This is a genomic window from Bacillus sp. SCT118 (assembly GCF_058566435.1).
This window is the reverse complement of record NZ_CP191225.1, coordinates 84,857-107,503: the sequence shown is the minus strand read 5'-3', so window position 1 is coordinate 107,503 and position 22,647 is coordinate 84,857. Positions and strand designations below refer to the sequence as shown.

18 protein-coding genes are annotated in these 22,647 nt (G+C 38.9%); 6 read left to right on the top strand and 12 right to left on the bottom strand.

Annotated elements, in window-relative coordinates:
• The first annotated feature begins 7 nt into the window (after positions 1–7).
• The 3 genes from gnd to ahpF all read left to right on the top strand — a co-directional run bounded on the left by gnd (position 8) and on the right by ahpF (position 3,985).
• Complete coding sequence (gene gnd, locus ACQVGT_RS00590) at positions 8–1,414, top strand: decarboxylating NADP(+)-dependent phosphogluconate dehydrogenase (RefSeq protein ID WP_015385143.1); 1,407 nt, start codon at positions 8–10, stop codon at positions 1,412–1,414.
• Between the two features lie 464 nt (positions 1,415–1,878).
• Positions 1,879–2,442 (top strand): alkyl hydroperoxide reductase subunit C, encoded by a 564-nt coding sequence (gene ahpC / locus ACQVGT_RS00585; protein WP_015483942.1) that lies wholly within the window; start codon positions 1,879–1,881, stop codon positions 2,440–2,442.
• A gap of 13 nt (positions 2,443–2,455) precedes the next feature.
• Positions 2,456–3,985 carry an alkyl hydroperoxide reductase subunit F gene (gene ahpF, locus ACQVGT_RS00580; RefSeq protein WP_003243077.1) on the top strand — a complete coding sequence of 510 codons (1,530 nt, stop codon included), beginning with the start codon at positions 2,456–2,458 and terminating at the stop codon, positions 3,983–3,985.
• A 111-nt stretch (positions 3,986–4,096) separates the two neighbouring features.
• On the opposite strand, the gene ACQVGT_RS00575 is transcribed toward ahpF, so the two are convergent.
• The 3 genes from ACQVGT_RS00575 to ACQVGT_RS00565 form a co-directional block, all read right to left on the bottom strand.
• Entirely contained in the window at positions 4,097–5,449 is a 1,353-nt protein-coding gene (locus ACQVGT_RS00575; protein ID WP_015385145.1) for a polysaccharide pyruvyl transferase family protein, read from the bottom strand.
• Between the two features lie 287 nt (positions 5,450–5,736).
• Positions 5,737–7,176 carry a 6-phospho-beta-glucosidase BglA gene (gene bglA, locus ACQVGT_RS00570; protein WP_015385146.1) on the bottom strand — a complete coding sequence of 480 codons (1,440 nt, stop codon included), beginning with the start codon at positions 7,174–7,176 and terminating at the stop codon, positions 5,737–5,739.
• A gap of 13 nt (positions 7,177–7,189) precedes the next feature.
• Complete coding sequence (locus ACQVGT_RS00565; RefSeq protein WP_015483944.1) at positions 7,190–7,600, bottom strand: PTS sugar transporter subunit IIA; 411 nt, start codon at positions 7,598–7,600, stop codon at positions 7,190–7,192.
• 157 nt (positions 7,601–7,757) lie between these two features.
• Between ACQVGT_RS00565 and ACQVGT_RS00560 the strand changes: the two genes are divergently transcribed.
• Entirely contained in the window at positions 7,758–8,468 is a 711-nt protein-coding gene (locus tag ACQVGT_RS00560; RefSeq protein ID WP_015385148.1) for a GntR family transcriptional regulator, read from the top strand.
• A gap of 28 nt (positions 8,469–8,496) precedes the next feature.
• Positions 8,497–8,655 (top strand): hypothetical protein, encoded by a 159-nt coding sequence (locus ACQVGT_RS00555; protein WP_009968424.1) that lies wholly within the window; start codon positions 8,497–8,499, stop codon positions 8,653–8,655.
• A gap of 130 nt (positions 8,656–8,785) precedes the next feature.
• On the opposite strand, the gene yydJ is transcribed toward ACQVGT_RS00555, so the two are convergent.
• A complete protein-coding gene (gene yydJ / locus ACQVGT_RS00550; RefSeq protein ID WP_015385149.1) occupies positions 8,786–9,508 on the bottom strand; it encodes a YydJ family epipeptide exporter permease subunit in 723 nt (240 codons plus the stop codon).
• Between the two features lie 20 nt (positions 9,509–9,528).
• Positions 9,529–10,158: a YydI family epipeptide exporter ATP-binding subunit gene (gene yydI / locus ACQVGT_RS00545; protein ID WP_014481448.1), complete on the bottom strand. Its 630-nt coding sequence runs from the start codon at positions 10,156–10,158 to the stop codon at positions 9,529–9,531.
• Positions 10,159–10,639: 481 nt separating this feature from the next.
• On the opposite strand from yydI, the gene fbp reads away from it, so the two are divergent.
• Positions 10,640–12,565, top strand: coding sequence for a fructose-1,6-bisphosphatase (gene fbp / locus ACQVGT_RS00540; protein WP_041518149.1), 1,926 nt, complete (start codon positions 10,640–10,642; stop codon positions 12,563–12,565).
• 511 nt (positions 12,566–13,076) lie between these two features.
• Here the strand turns inward: fbp and ACQVGT_RS00535 are convergent.
• The 7 genes from ACQVGT_RS00535 to ACQVGT_RS00505 all read right to left on the bottom strand — a co-directional run bounded on the left by ACQVGT_RS00535 (position 13,077) and on the right by ACQVGT_RS00505 (position 22,484).
• Positions 13,077–16,082, bottom strand: a complete 3,006-nt coding sequence (locus ACQVGT_RS00535; protein ID WP_015483946.1) for a restriction endonuclease — start codon at positions 16,080–16,082, stop codon at positions 13,077–13,079.
• Positions 16,083–16,096: 14 nt separating this feature from the next.
• Positions 16,097–17,929, bottom strand: coding sequence for a site-specific DNA-methyltransferase (locus ACQVGT_RS00530; protein WP_491798034.1), 1,833 nt, complete (start codon positions 17,927–17,929; stop codon positions 16,097–16,099).
• Positions 17,866–18,108 (bottom strand): hypothetical protein, encoded by a 243-nt coding sequence (locus ACQVGT_RS00525; protein WP_491798033.1) that lies wholly within the window; start codon positions 18,106–18,108, stop codon positions 17,866–17,868. The genes ACQVGT_RS00530 and ACQVGT_RS00525 overlap by 64 nt, the downstream gene beginning before the upstream one ends.
• Before the next feature lie 3 nt (positions 18,109–18,111).
• On the bottom strand, positions 18,112–18,930 hold the full coding sequence (locus ACQVGT_RS00520) for a PD-(D/E)XK nuclease family protein (RefSeq protein ID WP_015483947.1): 819 nt from the start codon (positions 18,928–18,930) through the stop codon (positions 18,112–18,114).
• Positions 18,923–21,514 (bottom strand): ATP-dependent helicase, encoded by a 2,592-nt coding sequence (locus tag ACQVGT_RS00515; RefSeq protein ID WP_015483948.1) that lies wholly within the window; start codon positions 21,512–21,514, stop codon positions 18,923–18,925. Before ACQVGT_RS00515 ends, ACQVGT_RS00520 begins: the two co-directional genes overlap by 8 nt.
• A gap of 239 nt (positions 21,515–21,753) precedes the next feature.
• A complete protein-coding gene (gene rlmH / locus ACQVGT_RS00510) occupies positions 21,754–22,233 on the bottom strand; it encodes a 23S rRNA (pseudouridine(1915)-N(3))-methyltransferase RlmH (RefSeq protein WP_003226975.1) in 480 nt (159 codons plus the stop codon).
• Positions 22,234–22,313: 80 nt separating this feature from the next.
• Positions 22,314–22,484, bottom strand: a complete 171-nt coding sequence (locus tag ACQVGT_RS00505) for a CxxH/CxxC protein (RefSeq protein WP_003219122.1) — start codon at positions 22,482–22,484, stop codon at positions 22,314–22,316.
• Positions 22,485–22,647 lie beyond the last annotated feature (163 nt).

Genomic DNA, 22,647 nt, shown 5'->3' with positions numbered 1-22,647 from the left:
GTAACACATGTTCAATACGATTGGTGTCATAGGCTTAGGCGTAATGGGAAGCAACATCGCCTTAAACATGGCAAATAAAGGTGAAAACGTCGCTGTCTATAATTACACCAGAGATTTAACGGACCAGCTTGTCCAAAAGCTGGATGGACAATCTCTCAGCCCGTATTACGAGCTTGAGGACTTTGTTCAATCGTTAGAAAAACCAAGAAAAATCTTTTTGATGGTCACAGCGGGAAAACCCGTAGATTCCGTCATCCAATCATTAAAGCCTTTGCTTGAAGAAGGCGACGTCATCATGGACGGAGGAAACTCCCACTATGAAGACACAGAAAGAAGATATGACGAGCTGAAGGAAAAAGGGATCGGCTACCTGGGAGTCGGCATTTCCGGCGGTGAAGTCGGCGCATTAACAGGGCCTTCCATCATGCCGGGCGGAGATCGCGACGTCTATGAGAAAGCCGCTCCTATCCTGACGAAAATCGCAGCCCAAGTCGGAGATGACCCTTGCTGTGTCTATATCGGACCAAAAGGGGCAGGGCACTTTACAAAAATGGTGCACAACGGCATTGAGTATGCCGACATGCAGCTGATTGCAGAAGCGTATACGTTTCTAAGAGAAACGCTTCGTCTGCCGCTAGATGAAATTGCATCTATTTTTGAAACATGGAATCAAGGTGAGCTGAAAAGCTATTTAATAGAGATTACAGCTGAGATTTTACGCAAAAAAGACGAAAAAACAGGGCAGCCTCTGATCGATGTCATCCTTGATAAAACTGGACAAAAAGGCACTGGGAAATGGACGAGCATGCAGGCGATTGATAACGGCATCCCGTCCACGATCATCACAGAGTCCTTGTTCGCCCGCTACTTGTCATCCTTAAAAGAAGAACGGATGGCAGCTCAAGACGTATTAGCAGGCCCGGAATCCGAAGAAAAACACTTGGATAAAGACACCTGGATTGAATACGTCAGACAGGCTCTTTACATGGGGAAAGTATGCGCCTATGCACAAGGCTTTGCCCAATATAAGATGTCATCTGAGCTTTACGGCTGGAATCTGCCGCTCAAAGACATTGCCTTGATTTTCCGAGGCGGCTGCATCATCCGCGCTGATTTCCTAAACGTGATCAGCGAAGCATTCAGTGAGCAGCCAAATCTGGCAAACCTGCTGATCGCGCCTTATTTCACAGATAAGCTCCATGCCTATCAAACAGGCCTGCGAAATGTCGTTTGCGAGGGTATCAGCACCGGAATCTCTTTCCCATGCTTAACTACCGCGCTCTCTTATTACGACGGCTACCGCACAGGGCGTTCCAATGCGAACCTCTTGCAGGCGCAGCGCGATTACTTTGGCGCTCACACGTACGAACGGACTGATATGGACGGCGTTTTCCATACGAATTGGTCTGAATAACCTATCATCAAAAACACGGTCAGTTTCAACTGAACCGTGTTTTTTTCTTCTATTCCAAACAACAGAAGACATAAGTTATGTTTTAAATATCATAAACAGTGATACAATAATAGCTAGAAACAATCCCCAAGATCATCATGTGACAGCAGCTTGCTGTTCCGTTCTATTCTGCTTTTGGCCATTATCCTTTGCCCTTGCCCATGGTGTCATAAAATGTTCAAATGCCAAAACGGCCTGTCATTCTGATTTACAAAAGTCCCTGAAAACCTTGTCTAATTGAGAATCAGCCTCTCATTTGTTATAAAAGAAATGCATAAATCCTACCTGTCACACCTTTAGTAAGATGAAAAAAAGTAGGTTATCGCTTGACAAAAAATATATATTAATTAATAATTCATATATAATTAGAATTATTATTGAAAGCGAATATGCTTTCTAATACATTTTTAGGAGGAATATACATTATGTCTTTAATCGGTAAAGAAGTACTTCCATTCGAAGCAAAAGCATTCAAAAACGGTGAATTCATCGATGTAACAAACGAAGATTTGAAAGGCCAATGGAGCGTATTCTGCTTCTACCCAGCAGATTTCTCTTTCGTATGCCCAACTGAGCTTGAAGATCTTCAAGAACAATATGCTGCACTTAAAGAATTAGGTGTTGAAGTATACTCTGTTTCTACAGATACTCACTTCGTACACAAAGGCTGGCATGACAGCTCTGAAAAAATCGGCAAAATCACTTACGCAATGATCGGTGACCCATCTCAAACAATCTCTCGCAACTTCGATGTTCTTGACGAAGAAACTGGTCTTGCTGACCGCGGAACATTCATCATCGATCCAGACGGCGTCATCCAAACTGTAGAAATCAATGCAGGCGGTATCGGCCGTGACGCAAGCAACCTTGTAAACAAAGTAAAAGCAGCTCAATACGTTCGTCAAAACCCAGGTGAAGTTTGCCCGGCTAAATGGGAAGAAGGCGGCGAAACTCTTACACCTAGCCTTGATCTAGTAGGTAAAATCTAAGGAGTGCATTCAATTGGTACTTGATGCAAACATCAAAGCACAATTAAATCAATATATGCAGCTAATTGAGAATGATATTGTTCTCAAAGTTAGCGCAGGCGAAGATGACACTTCTAAGGACATGCTGGCTCTCGTTGATGAGCTGGCTTCCATGTCATCGAAAATTTCAGTTGAAAAAGCTGAATTAAACAGAACGCCAAGCTTCAGTGTCAATCGTGTCGGAGAAGACACTGGCGTGACTTTCGCCGGTATCCCTCTGGGCCACGAATTCACATCATTAGTGTTGGCGCTGCTCCAAGTGAGCGGCAGACCGCCTAAAGTAGACCAAAAAGTCATTGATCAGGTGAAGAAGATCAGTGGTGAATACCACTTCGAATCTTATATCAGCCTGACATGCCACAACTGTCCTGATGTTGTACAGGCTTTAAACATGATGAGCGTGCTGAACCCGAACATTACGCACACGATGATTGACGGTGCAGCATACAAAGCAGAAGTTGAAAGCAAAAACATCATGGCAGTGCCGACCGTTTACTTGAATGGCGAATCCTTCGGAAGCGGCCGTATGACGCTTGAAGAAATTCTTGCGAAAATGGGCAGCGGCACAGATGCATCTGAGTTTGCTGACAAAGAGCCGTTTGACGTTCTTGTTGTCGGAGGCGGACCTGCTGGTGCAAGTGCAGCGATCTACACTGCACGTAAAGGCATCCGCACTGGTGTTGTGGCTGAGCGCTTCGGCGGACAGGTGCTCGACACCATGAGCATCGAAAACTTCATCAGCGTCAAAGCGACGGAAGGACCGAAGCTTGCGGCAAGTCTTGAAGAGCATGTGAAGGAATATGATATTGATGTCATGAACCTTCAGCGTGCGAAACGCCTTGAGAAGAAAGATCTGTTCGAACTTGAACTCGAAAACGGCGCTGTTCTGAAAAGTAAAACAGTGATCCTTTCAACAGGTGCACGCTGGCGCAATGTCAACGTACCAGGTGAACAAGAGTTCAAAAACAAAGGTGTCGCATACTGCCCGCACTGTGATGGGCCATTGTTTGAAGGCAAAGACGTAGCGGTAATCGGCGGCGGAAACTCTGGTATTGAAGCAGCGATTGACCTTGCAGGTATTGTCAATCATGTTACTGTGCTAGAGTTCGCACCGGAACTGAAAGCAGACGAAGTCCTGCAAAAACGTCTCTACAGCCTGCCTAACGTTACTGTTGTAAAAAACGCACAAACAAAAGAAATCACAGGCGATCAGAGCGTTAACGGCATCACATACGTAGACCGCGAAACAGGCGAAGAAAAACACGTTGAACTTCAAGGTGTATTCGTCCAAATCGGTCTCGTGCCAAACACAGAATGGTTAGAAGGAACGGTTGAACGCAACCGCATGGGCGAAATTATTGTCGACAAACACGGCGCAACAAGCGTACCAGGCTTATTTGCTGCCGGCGACTGCACAGACAGTGCGTACAACCAAATTATTATTTCTATGGGATCAGGTGCAACTGCCGCCCTCGGCGCGTTTGATTACCTAATCCGTAACTAATATAAGAAAGCCGCAATATTGCCAGATTGGCAGCATTGCGGCTTTCTTTTTTATTCCAAAAATATTGCAAGTTTTATACAACTGTAATATAGTTGTAATGTTAGTGAATGGTCACTTCACACTCAGCATATTTGCTGTTTTTAAAGCGATACGCACTGATTTTCTATTTAACGTGCCCTGATACTTTTTGACCTTTTTTTTCAGATCTTTAATGGTTTTTTCCTTTTTGGCATTTTCTAATGCCATCAGCGCTTCCCAGCGTTTCGCTGTTTCTGTGGAACTGCAGCCGCTAACTGTAGTCACAGGCGGAAGAAGCTTCGTGTTAGATAGTTTTTCGTCAAAAGGAACGGTATCAGGAATCGCTTTCTCTTTATAAATATGGTCTAATTCATTTTGATTCAAGAAGCTGATGAAATGGTCAAAGTTTTGCGCTTGCCGTTTCTCAGGCTGATGAAAATCAAGTGTTTCAATTAATTCTGACAGTTTTGTCTGATCGGTTATCTCATTTGCCATGACATGCGTTAATTGATGGTACTCAGCTAATTCACGCATTCTGGCATCTTTCGGAAGCAACAGGCTCGGTGTACCGGCAATCGTCGCTGCGATATTTCCATGCAGCCTTGCGCCAAAGCTCAAATCGGCTTTTCTCAGGAAATCCAGCCAAGTCGGCACATTTAAAAAGAATCGGACTCTATCATTCTGATAAGCCGGGTCTTCCATGCTGACCGGATAATTATCAGCAGGCTTCGCTAGCGCAGGCGCACCCGCATACGTCAGAATCATTTCTTTTCGCCATTGCGGGATAAAGTAATGATTCGGGAACTCTTTCATGCTTCTCGTAATGAAGTCCAGCACATGCTTTGGAGACAGCCTTGATGAGTTAACCGTCACCATTGATTCTGTTGTGATATTAGTTTCTCTTATCTTCAGTTCTCTGCCAAACGCATACATAGAAGGACAGCCAATCACCGTATGGTCAATGCCTTCACGGAAGCCTAATCTGGAAAGGTATTTCGCTGTAATTTCACCGCGGACACCGATCATATTTGATCTCTCCAGCACAGCACTTACAAACGCTTTTACATCCTCATCAAAAGGAAAACCTTCATTTAATTTTGGTTCAAACGGAGCCCGCAAACCAACACCAATCACAACAACCGGAATGGTTAGTTTCTTAATTAATTGGGTATATTTCCGTAAAGAAGGCACGAAATCCTCGCGGAATGCATCTGCCAGCGGAATAATATACATATCATAATTTTTATTAATTTGTTCAGCATCCGCTGGATTAATCCGATAATAATCAGGAGTAATCGTCGTTCCTTCTGTCATCAGCGTGCGAAACACACTGTAGGCATATACTAGGTTTCCTACGTTGCCGCCAATGGAGTTGCGAACAATCATTTCAGCTGCATTAAATGTATCAAATGGTGATATGCCAGCTCTTATTAAAATGTTTTTCAATGTGATGTTGCCCCTTCCTCGCCAAATTTTTTTCAGGAGATTTGCTTAGGGAACTCTATCATGATCTTAAAACTTCAGCCGGACACCCGCTTTCATCCCTTTTTACTCACAAACTCTCTCCCTTTCTTCCATTCTAATATTAAATTATACAAAAAAGGATCTTACAGGTGAAATCATAACATAGCAATCAGCGCTAGTAATCTATTCCCATTATTGGATATCGGATCGGATCATGCCAAAAACCCGAATCAGGCACTCGGTAAAAGTGCTCGATTCGGGCCAGCTTCTTATAGTTCCTCGCCGTTCGTTTGAATGACGTTTTTGTACCACTCAAAGGAATCTTTCTTATACCGCTTCATGGATCCGTTTCCTTCATTGTCACGATCAACATAGATCATGCCGTAGCGTTTTTTCATTTCGCCAGTTGTGAAGGAGACAATATCAATAATGCCCCACGGCGTGTAGCCAATTAAATCAACACCATCGTACGTGACCGCTTTTTTCAATGCTTCAATATGCGATTTTAAATATTGAATGCGTTCCGGATCATGAACCTTGCCGTCCTCCTCCAGCGTATCCACTGCGCCAAAGCCATTTTCAACGATGAATAACGGGATTTGGTATCGGTCATAAAAACGATTTAACGTATATCTCAGCCCGGTTGGATCAATCGCCCATCCCCAGTCACTCGAAGTGATGTACGGATTTTCGACACCATTCGGCAAGCCGCCATTTACAATATCGCCAGTGTTATCATTTTTCACATCGCTTTTCACAGTTGTTGACATGTAATAGCTGAAGCCTAAGTAATCGACGGTTCCGTTTCTTAAAATCTCATCATCGCCGTCTTCGAATGTGATATTGTAGCCTTCTCGCTCAAATTCCTTCAACGCGTAGCTTGGATAATAACCGCGAACCTGCACATCAGGGAAGAAATAGCGCTGCCTCATTTCTTCTTCAGCCAGCATCACATCTTTAGGATTGGAGGAGAAAGGATAAATCGGCACGTGTGATACCATGGCCCCGATCTGGAACTCTGGATTGATGTCTTTTCCTTTTGCCACTGCTAATGCGCTCGCCACTAATTCGTGGTGCGCCGTTTGATACATGACTTCCTTGGCGTTTTCGTTTTCGCCAACCACAACACCTGAATTCGTCCATAGGAACAGCGGATTGTTCACATCCATTTGGTTGTTGATCTCGTTAAATGTCATCCAGTACTTCACTTTATCTTTGTAACGGGTAAAGCAAGCCTCTGCAAAGTTGACGAAGAAGTCCACGACTTTCCGGTTTCTGAAGCCGCCATATTCTCTTGCCAGGTGCAGCGGCATTTCAAAGTGAGACAGGGTAATGACCGGCTCGATCCCATGCTTCAGCAATTCATCAAACACATCATCATAAAACTGCAAACCCGCTTCGTTCGGTTCAGCCTCATCGCCTTTCGGAAAAATCCGGCTCCAGCCGATGGACGTCCGCAGACATTTTAATCCCATTTCCGCAAACAAAGCGATATCTTCCTTGTATCTGTGATAGAAATCAATGGCTTCATGGTTTGGATAAAATTCGTTTTCTTCAATCGTATCCGTGATTTTTCTCGGCACGCCGTGCGCACCCGCTGTCATCACATCGACGACACTCGGCCCTTTACCGCCTTGATTCCATCCGCCTTCAAATTGGTGGGCAGCTAAAGCACCGCCCCATAAAAAATCCTTTGGCATGTTTCCCATGTTTAATTCCTCCTCAGCTTACGACTGTAAATATTTTTTGATGTAATGCACTTTCCTCAATCTCTTCAATGAAAGCTTTATCAAACTCAACAAGCACTTCGCCTTTTTTAACGGTATCGCCTTCTTTTACCTTCAAGGAAAAAGGCGTGCCGTCTAATGTCACCGTATCCAGCCCGATGTGCGCAAGCAATTCGACGCCAGACGCTGAACGCAGGCCAATCGCATGCTTTGTAGGCGCAACCATGACCATCGTAATGACGCCGGGCATCGATTTCACGATATCCTTCGCTTTAGGGGTAGACCGCTTCAACACCAATCGAAGTCTGGTAGCGCAGCGAGAAGCCCCAATCACATTCTCTTCCCCGCCTACGGCCTCTAAAATGTCTTTTGCTAGTCTCGTATAATCTCTCACTTTCCCCGACATTTTCACCCACCCCTTTGTTTTGGTTACGCTTTCATTATAATTGTACCGGTATAATTTATCAATGCCGAAACAAAATATTTACGCACTAACTATCATTGTAAGCGGTTTATGCTATAATTTTGACAAGTGAAACTAAACGAATAAATGAGGAATGCGTATGTTAAAATACCAGCAAATCGCAGCGGAAATTGAAACATATATAGAAGAACACCAGCTTCAGCAGGGAGACAAACTGCCAGTCCTGGAAACCCTCATGGCCCAGTTTGAAGTCAGCAAAAGCACCATCACAAAGTCCCTAGAGCTACTAGAGCAAAAAGGCGCGATCTTTCAGGTCAGAGGAAGCGGCATTTTCGTCAGAAAACATAAACGAAAAGGCTATATCAGCCTTCTGTCGAATCAGGGATTTAAAAAAGATCTCGAGGATTTCAACGTCACCTCAAAAGTCATCGAACTGGACGTGAGAAAGCCAACACCGGAAGCGGCGGAAAATCTGAACATCGAAATAAACGAAGACATCTACTATGTCAAAAGGGTCCGCTACATCAACGGCCAGACCCTTTGCTACGAAGAGTCTTACTACAACAAATCGATCGTGACGTATTTAAACAACGAAATCGTCTCCCACTCCATCTTCCATTACATCCGCGAAGGACTGGGGTTGAAGATTGGTTTTTCTGATTTGTTTCTGCACGTGGACCAGCTTAATGAGGAGGAAGCGGAATATTTGGGATTAGAGGCTGGACTGCCGAAGCTGTATATAGAAAGTATTTTTCACCTGACAAATGGGCAGCCGTTTGATTACTCGAAGATTTCGTATAATTATAAGCAGTCGCAGTTTGTGGTGCAGGCTAATAGTTTTTTATTATAGGGCTGCTTCACTACGGAAGGTGGTTTACATGTACAAAATCATTATCCCTGCAATTCTAGCCATCTTTGCGCTCTGGATACTCTTACAGATTTCACTAGAGATGAGCATCGTTAAGAATCCAATGAACTACTTTATCGTATTCATTATCTTTTTCCTCTTTGTAAAGATGGTGAAAGAAAAACAATAATAGTTTGGGCGATGCAAACAGAAAAACATCCTTCCCTTAACAAACTCAGCCAGTCACATGCATTAATCTTGATGTTAATGATATATAGGTGCACATAAAAAGCTACTTCATTGTGAAGTAGCTTCCTTTATTAAATGCCCATTTTGATCCATCTAGTTTTAGAAAAGCGAAGGATAATCGCATTTATGATAATAATTGAAACTAAATACAAAATAATAAATAAAACATCATTACTCCCAAGTGTCATGTTATCAGATTGCAGCACTCTTTCTATTCGGGGATACATAGTGTTACCTGCCTCAAAAGGAGCAATGAAACCAAACGTTTTATTGCTTATAGCTACTAAGATAACAGAAGTCATCCAATAAACGATACTGACACCTATACTAATTAATATATTAGGACATAACATGCTTATAGTTCCGATAATTAGAATATACTGCAGTATAACTGCAGAAAATAAAAAAAGTAATAATGCAAAATGCGAAAAATCATGGTACATCAACGATATGATTAGCAGGCCTAGCGCTGTAAATGCAAAACATTCTAAAAATAAAACAGCTATCTTTTTATAAAAGAAAGTATATATGTTCTCTCCAATTAATTTGTAAAAGAGAATATTTTTATTTGAATACTCTCTATTAATAAAGAAAGCTATAACAAATGAAAACAACATCAAACCAAACTGGGTCGCAACAGTATAGGAGCTAAAGAAAAACATTTCAGGTGTAACATTGCTGACTTTATCAATTCCAACAAGTAAAAAATAACCCAGCAAAAATAAAAATACAAACATTGCTCCTAAAATAATGATAACTTTGTTGCTAATACTCTTTTTAAACTCTAATTTCATCTCAAGCCCCCACTGTTTTATTACTCATTTATATACACTTCAATTAATTTATCCACTGAATGATATTGTTGAATTTCTTGGTGATTAAATATATAATAATCCCCTTCTATCGCCTTTAAATCAGACAAATCATGTGTAATGTTGATGATAATCTTCTCGGGGTTCTCCTGAATATACTTGTTTAAGAAGCCATGAATCTCTATAACCGTTTTTTTGTCTAATGAATTCGTTATTTCATCTAAAACAATAATATTTTTATCCTCTAATAAGAAACTGAGCAATTTTAATTTTTGCTTTTGTCCATCACTCAAATTTTTGATCAGAACTTTTCCATCAATATTATCCAGATTAAGTAAATGTGCGATTTTATCTATCATTTCTGCATCAAATTTTTTACTCAAAAAGTGTAATAAAAAGTCCTTAGAAACATCATTAGGTATATTCGACGAGCTGGATATTAAAGAAACATTTTGACGAATATCTCTGCCGATTCTTTTGCTATTATTCAACAAAAAGTCTTTAGCAAGCTGTGATTTACCGACTCCATTTTTTCCGACAACGTGATTAATTTTCCCGCTCGAAAAATGCAAGTCGGTGTCCTGAAGTAACGTTTTGCCTTTCACTTTTAAAGTGTAATTCGCTATATTCATATACATACTCCTAGGAAATATTTGTATTTTCAAGGCATCTCTTTCGTTTCCGGTTTGGAACTGTAAGAAATGTTTTTCGATGATTAATCTGGATATCTTTTACTCTAGTTTACAATATATAACACTCAATGTACAACAAAGGCAGTTTCCTCAAGGCAATTCCTTACAAGATAACTGACAAACAAGCTAAATAAATGGATCGTCAATACCATATCAATGCATATTGATAACAACAATAAGGAGGATACTGAACCTTTTAGCCTAAGCCCTTGACTAAATAACCTCCTCCGTAGATTCTGCTGAAAGGTTTTTCAGCTCTAGCTGCCTTAATCTTTCACTCGTTTCAATTGTCTATAAAAGCAGTTATGCGGTACTATCATATAAAGGTCCAATGTTTAAAAATAATGTCATACTTTTAAATTCACCTTATCATGCACATGCTAATAAATAGGGGTTTATTCTAAAAAGGGGATGGACGGTTTTGGAAAGCAAGTACCTAGATCTACTCGCACAAAAATACGATTGTGAAGAAAAAGTGGTAACAGAAATCATCAATTTGAAAGCGATACTGAACCTGCCAAAAGGCACCGAGCATTTTGTCAGTGATCTGCACGGGGAGTATCAGGCATTCCAGCACGTGCTGCGCAATGGTTCAGGACGTGTCAAAGAGAAGATACGCGACATCTTTAGCGGTGTCATTTACGATAGAGAAATTGATGAATTAGCAGCATTGGTCTATTATCCGGAAGACAAGCTGAAGTTAATCAAACATGACTTTGATGCAAAACCAGCATTAAACGAGTGGTATAAAGAAACGATAAATCGAATGATTAAGCTTGTTTCTTATTGCTCCTCGAAGTATACCCGGTCCAAATTACGCAAAGCACTGCCTGCCCAGTTTGCTTATATTACGGAGGAGCTGCTATACAAAACAGAACAAGCTGGCAACAAGGAGCAATATTACTCCGAGATCATTGATCAGATCATTGAACTTGGACAGGCTGATAAGCTGATCACCGGTCTTGCTTACAGCGTTCAGCGATTGGTGGTCGACCATCTGCATGTTGTCGGCGATATTTACGACCGCGGACCGCAGCCGGACAGAATTATGGAAGAATTGATCAACTACCATTCTGTCGATATTCAGTGGGGAAATCACGATGTCCTTTGGATCGGTGCCTATGCCGGTTCCAAAGTGTGCCTGGCCAATATTATCCGCATCTGTGCCCGCTATGACAACCTGGATATTATTGAAGACGTGTACGGCATCAATTTAAGACCGCTGCTAAACTTGGCCGAAAAATATTATGACGATAATCCAGCATTTCGCCCAAAAGCAGCCGAAAATAGACCAGAAGCAGAGATTAAGCAAATCACAAAAATCCATCAAGCGATTGCCATGATCCAATTCAAGCTTGAGAGCCCGATTATCAAGAGACGGCCGAACTTTAATATGGAAGAGCGGCTGTTATTAGAGAAAATAGATTATGACAAAAATGAAATCACGCTGAACGGAAAAACATATCAACTGGAAAACACCTGCTTTGCGACAATCAATCCGGAGCAGCCAGACCAGCTATTAGAAGAAGAAGCAGAGGTCATAGACAAGCTGCTATTTTCTGTCCAGCATTCCGAAAAGCTGGGCCGCCATATGAATTTTATGATGAAAAAAGGCAGCCTTTATTTAAAATATAACGGCAACTTGTTAATTCACGGCTGTATTCCTGTCGATGAAAACGGCAATATGGAAACGATGATGCTTGAGGATAAGCCGTATGCAGGCCGTGAGCTGCTCGATGTATTTGAACGATTCTTGCGGGAAGCCTTTGCCCACCCGGAAGAAACCGATGACCTAGCGACAGATATGGCTTGGTATTTATGGACAGGCGAGTACTCCTCCCTCTTCGGAAAACGCGCCATGACGACATTTGAGCGATATTTTATTAAAGAAAAGGAAACACATAAAGAGAAGAAAAACCCGTATTATTATTTACGCGAAGACGAGGCAACATGCCGAAACATCCTGGCAGAATTCGGCCTCAATCCAGATCACGGCCATATCATCAACGGCCATACACCTGTAAAAGAAATCGAAGGAGAAGACCCAATCAAAGCAAACGGAAAAATGATCGTCATCGACGGCGGCTTCTCCAAGGCTTACCAATCCACAACAGGCATCGCCGGCTACACGCTGTTATACAACTCCTACGGCATGCAGCTCGTCGCCCATAAACACTTCAACTCCAAGGCAGAAGTCCTAAGCACCGGAACCGATGTCTTAACGGTGAAACGATTAGTGGACAAAGAGCTTGAGCGAAAGAAAGTGAAGGAAACGAATGTGGGTGAGGAATTGTTGCAGGAGGTGGCTATTTTGGAGAGTTTGCGGGAGTATCGGTATATGAAGTGAGGGGTGTGGGGTTCAGGGATTATATTCTCTGGGCTCTTTTCTTATGGTACTACAATACTTATTTAGCACAGAATATAGCTAACAAGTCTAGTTATCTGATCATTCATAAGTATGTAAATAAGACCATACAAATAATGGTTCACCGTGATAAATTAAGAGGAAACAAATATTCTCATGATTGATAGAAACTAAATCACCTTTAATTTCTTTATGTCTACTGGAGTTTATACAGAGAAATAGCATGTAAAATAAGAAAGTACAATATCTCATTCGACAAGATATATTAATCCTTCCTCTTTCGTTGTGAATAAAGAGTTTTGGAAAGAATTCTTCATTTCAATGCATTGCAAAACCAACGAGACATTGACAGACAGTTAATCAAAAACATCAGATGAGCTGGCTTTAAGTGATCAAGCAAACACTATTTTAGCCTTTTCTAAAAGAAAAAATGCTGAGACTAATCAGCATTTTTATATAAGAAATAATAATCAATTGTCTAGCGTTGTAAACCTTAATTTTCTTTAAAACTCAACTGTTTTGCTTCATTTAGTTGCATCCAGTCATGGCTTGTTGAAGTTACTACTTTATAACTAACTCCAATTTTTTCAAAGTATTTCATTGCGCATAATATTTTCCGCTTTTCTTGTGGAAAACGTAGATCTTCCAGTTTAACTCCACCTTTTGTTTCCCTCACTAACTCAAGTTTTAATTTTCCGTTATACCGTCTCACAATTGCCCAGTCAGGATTATAGTTTCCGATTATTTTTGGTAACAAGATCTTGAACTTAGGTGGGAACTTAAAATAAAGAATTGTATTATCTTTCTCCACATCTGGTTTGATTAGATTCTCAATGAATTCACGTTCAACATCGGAATCAACCTGAATTTTATCGTACAGGCCTGCTTTACCAGCCTCAATTAGTTCTCTTTGAGGTTGTTTAACCATTTCAGGGAAAAGAGTATCTAATTCATAGACTTCTGTATTATCGTCAATTTCAAATTCGATATTATCAACAATATGGTCACTTAACGTAATACGAATTTCAGAAAGGAACGTTGAAATCCATCCTTCAGGGTTATAGAAGATCTTTTCCGTCTGTTCTTTATTAATACGTTTAAAAATGTCTACAATTGTTTTCTTCGTTAAGTTGGTCTCATTTGCAGTTCGAGTAATAAAGTCTGGAATTGGGTAGGTTGACTTTTCAGCCTGTTCAACTTGCTTTTTAGGCTTCTCAGCTTTTTCAGTTTGAAATTTAAATGGCTCAAATTTCTTTACTGTAATTTCATTTGCAAACTTTACATAAGGTTCTCCATATAATTCACCCATATGGAGCACTTTAAATCCACGTAGGCGTTCATCTTTTGTCTTTTTCTTAAGGTCATCGTTAGCCTCTACTACAAATTCGTAATGATTTTTTTCCCCTCTTGAATCTTCCATTTCGATTTTTAGTTTTGCACTCCCACCTTCAACAGAAACAAGAGAGATTTTATATTCACACATGATAAAGCGGCCTTTTGTTATTTCAATTAAAGGAGAAGGGAATTTTGCAATATTGAGCCTTTCAACGCACTGTTGAATTAGTTTATCAGTGTCTACTGATACCTTATAAGACATCTTTTTATTTAGTTTTCTCCAAAATTTATTAAACTCTTCCGACTTATAAATATCGTCTCTTCTGTTTACCTCACTTGGTTCAGGTGGCTTAGGAGCTGGTGGTGCATCCACTCCATCTTCAATGTATTCTTGTTGTAGTCTGGATACAAATGATTCATATTGCTCATTTGCCACAACTGTTAGAATATTAATATCGTGGTTTTCCGCTCTTTTACCTTCTTGATCAACAGATAACCGCAATCCCCGTCCAATTTCTTGACGCTTTTTCATTGTTGAACTTGTTTGATTAAGCGTACATATTTGGAAGACATTCGGATTGTCCCACCCTTCTTTCAATGCAGAATGGGCGAATACAAATGAAACTGGTTCACTAAAACTTAAAAGACGTTCTTTATCTTTCATTATTAGCTCAAAAGCCTGTTTTTCCATTTCACGTTGCTTTTGGTTTTTACCCTCTGTATCAACTGATTCTTCTTCAGGAGAATCTGCTTTTGGTTTTGAAAAGTAACCTTGTCGCACTTCGTTTGCAGATAAATCCTTAAAATCATCGTAATGACGTTTTAATCGTTCAAAAGTTTCATCAAATAGTCTCTTTATCATTCCATCATGAGCAGTATAGTTCTTTACTCTATCAATGAAAAACAGAGAAAGCACCTTGATTCCTTGGGCCTTTAATGTTTGTTGGCGTTGCATATGAACGCTTATTGTTCTTTCAATTTGTGCTCTAAAGATACTTTCTTTCGACAACATGGAGTCACTAACAGATAGGGTTACACCATTTTCAAATACAACCAACTGATCTTCTTCATTTCGACCGTATCGAATATCTTCAACAACAAATTGCTCATAATCAGGGTTTTTCGTTTTAACAAACAGGTCATCCCCTTGTTTTAAGGAAATGTCCCTTTCAACCAACTGCCCCTTATCTAACACCAAAGCCCTTAATACAGCAGTCATTGGGTTTCTCTTAATTTCTAATAAACGAAGAATTCCCTCATTTAGATTCCCCAATTCAGAAATCCCAATTACCTCAATCTGCTTAACTAAGTTGTTCCTGAAAGCATCAATTGGTGTTAGTCGATACACTAAGTTCGGTGTTTCCCGATGGGTTGCTGAATATCTTAAAACAAATAAAGGTTTTAGCGTACGAATTGCTTCCTTTGCTTTGTTTGTTTCAAAGTTTTGGGCTTCATCCAAAATCACAATTGGTCGTGTTGCCTGTATATACTGATAAGGTTTCCATTCACCTTGAAGTTTCTCTGTATGCTTAAAAATATTGTTACTCGCTTTATTAAATGAATCTATCGTCATCACCATTACGGTTAAATCACTGCTATTAGTAAAAGTATTTAACTCTCCTAATTTCGCACTATCATATTCAATAACTGCTACATCTTGATTATCATATAACTGACGGAAGTGACTTCTCATTGTTTTAAGAGACTTAATAACCCCTTGATAAATAGCAATGCTTGGGACAACAACTATAAATTTTGTAAACCCATAATTCTTTTTCAATTCATACATTGTCCGAATATATACATATGTCTTACCTGTCCCTGTCTCCATTTCAACCGTAAAGTGCGGAACACGAATTGAATCGTTCCCTGCTACTTCAAGTACCATTCCATCATCAACATACAAGTCATCTGAGAATTCCAGTTCACTTCCACGACTTTCATCGTTATTACCCTCTTGAACTTTTTGGAGATTTTCAAACAACATAATCTCGTCTAAAAATTCATCAGCAGGAAAGTTGGGAGTAACATCATTCATTGTCCCTACAGGTAAGTCAACCTGCTCTTGATAGGGTACTCCTTCAAACAAATCAACAACGCTGGAAATGGCATCTAACTGGAACTGTTGATCAGGATTATATTGTAAAGTAAGTTTTTTCACCAATTAGTCCACCTCCATTAAAATGTTTTTACATTCATTGATTCACTTAGGAGAATCTTTTGTTCGTTTGATAAAGCATTATCAAGACAAATAAATGTGCCTTTTTCATATTCGTCATTTAAGAATCTACTTGTCTCAGCTTGTAATTTTTCATCCAGACAAACAACTAAAGAGAATGGAACATCTTTATGTTGAGCAATCCACAGCGAATTAGATAATTTCTCAACCACCTTTACACTACTATCAAGAGGGAAACCTTGTGATAACATTAATTCAATTACAATATCTATATCTTTAGCTTCTTCAATAAAAGGAGTTGATGTAAACAAATCCAATTTTTGGTTTAGTATATCTAAACTTTCTCCTTGGAAAACCTCCCATTTTCTTATATTAGATTTGTTCATTTTATAAACTGCAAATCCTCTATCTAATTGATTCTCATTGTTATCATGTTCATTTAGTTGGGCTATACTGTTTTTCAATCTCTGTTTTGATAAATCAGATATTTTTTCAAAATCCGTACCATTTGCAACTTCAGGTAGTTGGACTAAGATAAATTGCCGTTTTCCATTATCTTCAGTATTCATATCCAATACTGCATGACCTGTTGAGCCTGACCCTGCAAAAAAGTCTAAGATAATACCGTTACCATCATCATTTAACTTGATACATCTCTTAATTAGCTCAATCGGTTTTTTTCCATTTGGATAAGGAATACCTCCTTCTTTCCCTACATTGTTAAAATCTATATCTTCCCATAATGTACTAAGTCTTTCTTTTTTATATAAATTATCATCCACTTTATCAACTACATCACTCAACCATATAACCCTTCTTACAGTATTACTTATATAATGATGGACTACTTTTTGCCCTTTCATTTTTCCTGATCTCGGTACGTATTCAACTTCGTACATCTGCCCTTCTTTCAAGTTACCTGTAGCTTCAATTACTCTGGTTCTTATACTTGATTGGGCATTTGTATCTGAAAAAATCTTATCAAGGTATTTTTTATATACCTCTTCCTCGGATAAACCTTCTTCACGCATTAATTGTTTTACTGTAGTTCTTTTAATATTTTCTCTTATATAAATATCAATAGGATTGCTTTCACCATCTACTGTCGTAGCAACTTTTTTTCTTTCACCTAAATCAACTAAAACACTTGTGTACTTCCAACTTTGTCCTTCTTCTCTCATTTCAGAAATTAAGTTCATTAAATCAGTATGTTGGTATAAATTAGCTAAAGGATCAAGTTCATCAATATTTTTGGTATAAATATGAATATACTCAACATTCTTCTTCAGTCGTTTATCTTCCCCACCACCTGAAGCACCAGCGTTTACCTTTGACTTTATAGATATTGTATTAATGAAATTTTCTTCACCAAAAATTTCATCTAACATGTTCCTTAAATTTGCTTCTTCAATATCAGATATAGAAACACAAATAATCCCATCAGGGGCCAATAGATTCCACGCAAGTTTTAATCTTGGATACATCATACTTAGCCAATTAGCATGAAATCTACCACTTGCTTTCGGATTACTTGTCAGCAATCCTTCTTCATCGGCTTGTGATGTTTTTTGTAAATATTTCTCCACTGGTTCTTTAAAATCATCTTTATAAATAAAGTCATTACCTGTATTATATGGAGGATCTAAATAAATCGTTTTAATTCTACCAGCGTAACTTTTTTGCAAAATACGTAAAACCTCTAAATTATCACCTTCAATAAAGAGATTTTTAGTTTCATTTTCAGAAACACCTTCCCCTTCAGCTTTCCTTAAAGTTCCGTTTGCTGGTAGTATTGCCAGTTTTCTTGCATCCTTTTTTCCAGTCCATTGCAACCCATAGAACTCTTCAATATTTTCCCCTCAATTAGATCATCACTCAAGCCTTGGAGCTGTTCTCTTAGAATTTCAACATTTAATTTTCCATCCCCAAATGCTTCTGGGAACAATTCTTTTAACTTTTCAATTCTACCTTCGTCAATTCGCTCAGGTCTTTTTAATTCCTCTATAGGCATTCCTTACACCTCTTCTTCCAAATTCGCTTCTATTACTTCCACTCTTTCATGCTCAGTACCAAAATCATCATAAAAGGCTAAAAAATTGCTTTTTGCACGACTTGAGGAAAAAGCATACTCCTTAAATGATTCGCATGAGAAACGTACATCGCAGTTTCGGCAAACGTGTACTGCAAATGTTTTGTTGTCTTGAACTTTAGAATGTAATTTCTCAACAGGCGGTGGGCTGAACTCAAACCCTTCAATCATATCAACCACTTCTCCAAAGGATTCTAAATAAGCCTCTACCTGTCCCATCTCTAATTCAATTGGCACTTCTGGATTCCATTCCGTAATGGCTTCTTCTAAAATTTGTTCATTATTAGCTTGGGATGCCCGTTGCTTTGCTTTTCTTAGTCCCTCTGTTTCACCGATAGCGATAATGGAAGTACCATCTAAATGTTGCCCCCGTACAGATTGCCAAATATGAGCATAGATGTTGAGTTGTCCTTCATAATCTTTTTTATTACATCGAACAAAATCAACATCATGGGTTTTAATATCATACATAACCGTCTTGTCATCCTCTTTCACAACGTCCACTACACCTTGAATCGTATAAGATTTTCCCGATGGTGTTTTTTGCTGTGGAAGAGTCAGTCTTACTTCTGTATCGGAAACATTCTCAGCAAGGTTTCTAAGTTTTTTCCAATATTGTTTTACTTGTTCTAAAGCCATTCTTTTGACATGAGGGGACAATGAATGTCCCCCTTCCAATCTCAACAGTTCATAATTCTCTTCAAATGCTTCCTCAATGAATTTTAACATTTCATCATTATTCATTTCTATCACCTCTTAACGAAATGATTTGGTTATGGATATCTTCGATCGTTTGATGAACCAAAGACCCAAACAACATAGTTTGCGAACGAGAAGGAACAAATCCGTATTTTTTAAACACCATGTAATTCCTTGGGCATTTTAAATACATCAAATAATCACTTGTGTATGAATAAACTTTCGGAATTTCTGCTTCCTTCGCTTCTACTTTAGGCATGTCCGATACGACTACGTTGGGTATTTGAGGATATTTCATTTCTTCTATTAATTGCTTAAATGCTGGTTCAACCTTTTGCCCAGCTCCTCTTAAATGACTGATAATTAGCATCTCTTCTGCTCGTGATAATGCCACATAGAACAATCTCATTGTATCAAATTCAGGGATACGCTCTAATGGTTCATTATCACCATCAATTAAGGGTCTAACAATCTCTTCTTCTCTGGGTACATTCTGATTCTTTTTTCCAGGGTTTCCAAGAATCACATAAGGAAATTCCAATCCTTTAGACTGATGAATTGTTAAAAATGCCACACGACCTTTTGGAAAAGGAGTTTCATCATTTTCTACTTCGGTTTCTCCTAATCTAAATAATCCATAAACATAACGCCCAAATAAATCATTCGCAAGATGATCCTCAATCAGTCTTGAACCAGTAATTACAGAGGCAGATTGCTCCATATATCGTGATAAATACTCCGAAATCATGGATAAATTGCATATTGGTCCTTCATCTAATCCATCTTCCGCAAGTTTAAACATTTGCGAAAAATATGGGAATCCGCACAAACGATAAAATAAGTCTAAAACATTCCAGTCTACTGAAGTTGCTCGATTAAGAATATATTGCAAACTGAAAGGCTTCCCTTCCTTATTTCTTTGCTCAATAATTTTATCCAATCTATTTGAGCCTAATCCCCTAATGGTGTGTTGGGAGATTAACGGTGTTTTCGATAATATCCGTTTATGTGACTGAGGGATATAGTTATCTTTTAAAGTCCAGCCATTATCGTTGACCACTTTTAATAATCGGATATAGTCCTCTTTACACCTTTTCAATTCTTCTGTCTTTACAGCAATAAACCGCTCCAGTTTTTCATCTTTCTGTATTAATTCTTTTGCTTCACTTTCTATTACATCTAACCAATCATGGTAGTCTTTATATGCACCTGAAAAGTCTTGCCTTGCAGGTCTTCCAATTACCTTTGTAAAGATACCGAACATGGCTTTGGCTTCTTCTACTTCTAAAAATCGCCCTGCCCTTGGAGCATATACTTTAATTCCTTCTTTTTCTAAAGCCCTCTTCGTTCGTTTTACATGCTGATTATTTTTTAATGCAGGGAAAAGAAATGCAATTTGGTTTGGATCTTCAACCTTTTTTTCGTCAATAAGTTTTTTAACAAATTGAGCGATTTCCTCTGCTACATCCTCAGATTTTGAAGGAGTGGTCGTTATAACCGAAATGTCGTTGTCTTGTTTAAATGCTTGGATATCCTTATCATGTAATCTGTAGTATCCATCACCGTTTTCCCTTACCCAGCTCACCTTATCAATAAAGTTCGTATAAGTTGAAACGATTTGCTTTTTTGAACGATAATTAATGTTTAACTTTATTTCTTTTGGTGGTGTTTGTAGATACAATTGACTTCTTTGCGGAAACTGAACAAAGTTTTCAACGGTCGCACCTCTGAAACGATACAAGGCTTGGTCATCATCACCAACCACACAAAGGTTCTTATTTCCCTTTGCTAACCGAAAGAATAGTTGCTCTTGAATTCGATTTGTGTCCTGAAATTCGTCTATTACAACATGCTCAAATTCAGATATAACGTGCTCACTTTCAAGCAATTGATGTAAAGCTCTTTGCTGAAGAAGTGAGAAATCCACCATATTATTAGAATTGAGTTTTTTCTTATACCATTCATATAACTTTGCAATTTGGAGCAATATTTCATCTTGCTTATTGGTTGCATGTCTTTTAATTGTTTCAATTGGAAGGTTTTCTTCTGAAAATCTATTAAATATTGAAATGATTGATAAAGCTGTATCATGACGTGATTCTGAACGCTTCCCAAAGTATTGCTTCATATCTGAACGCCATTCATCCTCTTTCACATGAAGCAAATCCTCAATTAATTTCCAAAATGAACTTGAATTTATAAAATAATATTGGTCTAATTCATCCATAAGAATAGGGGGTTTAATTCTTGAACGATTTTTGATAAACCGTCTATCGCTAATTATTTTTTGACAAAGTGAATGTACGGTCCCCATATACATTCTTGAAATGTCATAGGGAACACCTGTAAGATTAGTTACGGTCCCTAAAATCGTTTGTAATCCGTCTATTATTTGCTTTGCGGCCTTTTCTGTAAATGTTGATAAAAAGACTCTTTCTGGCAATACATTTTGAAAAACAATTGCATTAACTGTTCTCCACAAAAGAACTCTTGTTTTTCCTGAACCAGGACCTGCCATTAAAAATAGAGGACCCTCCAGTGAAAAAATTGCTTCCCGTTGACCCTCATTTGGTTTAAATCCATGTATTGCAAATAAATCATCCAATGTCAAACTATCTTTTGTGAACAATTTTCCCCCTCCATACAGTAAAAATGTCCTAAGTTAATTCTATCAATAAATATATTTATAAAGTTATTTCTTTAGGGGAATTTAAATGATTTCTTTCTCTTCCTTCCACTTTAAAGGAGATTGATTAGGTTGTCACTCCCCTGTTACTTGTTGTTAAAGTTGGAAGCAACACCTGAGATAACGCCAATATTTGAGTCTCAAGATATTGACACTCTTTCTAACAAAAAGTTCGTTTGAAGCTACTTATGATAAGGCTCCCCACGATTAATCCGAAAAGCCCGATAAATCTGCTCGACTAGTATGAGACGCATTAACTGATGAGGAAACGTCATTTTTGAAAAAGACAGCTTCTCATCCGCTCGCTTCATTACCGCGTCACTCAATCCGAGTGATCCGCCGATGACGAAGGTGACTTTGCTTTTTCCATATGTAGCCAGCTTATCTATTGTATCGGCTAGTTCTTCGGATGTTTTCATTTTTCCTTCGATGGCGAGGGCGATGACGTGGGCGTCGGGGCTGATTTTGGATAGGATGCGGTCGCCTTCTTTGTCTTTTATGATTTTCATGTCCTGGTCGCTTAGGTTTTCCGGTGCTTTTTCGTCCGGGAGTTCGATGATGTCGATTTTTGCGTAGGCCGAAAGTCGTTTGGTGTATTCTTCAATGCCTTGCTTGAGGTATTTTTCTTTTAGTTTTCCGATTGTCACAATATTGATATTCACAGGTCATCCCCACTTTAGAAACAAGTTATTCATATATGTTGTCCACAATTGTGGATATCTTTTCTGTATTTTGTGTAAGATCATTCGTTCCCCACTATATATACTGCGGGGTCTCCACATAATTCACAGGCTGTGGATAAACTGTTAGTATGTTCGATTTTTCTGATTTCGGGCGGCAGCTCGTGGTCGTCTATGTACATATCCAGCACCGTTTCGATGTGTTCTTCACAGGAATAATACGCTTGTTTCATGTTCAAATCCTCCGATGTTTCTTCCATTTTTACAATTGTTCTCTTCTCAATATAACCTATTTATTCACATGTTAGTAGTGCTTCGGGCTGAGTTTTATCCACAATTCGACAAACAAGCTGTTGATGACTCTATTTCGCTCGTGTGTTAGTTTGGATGTAACCG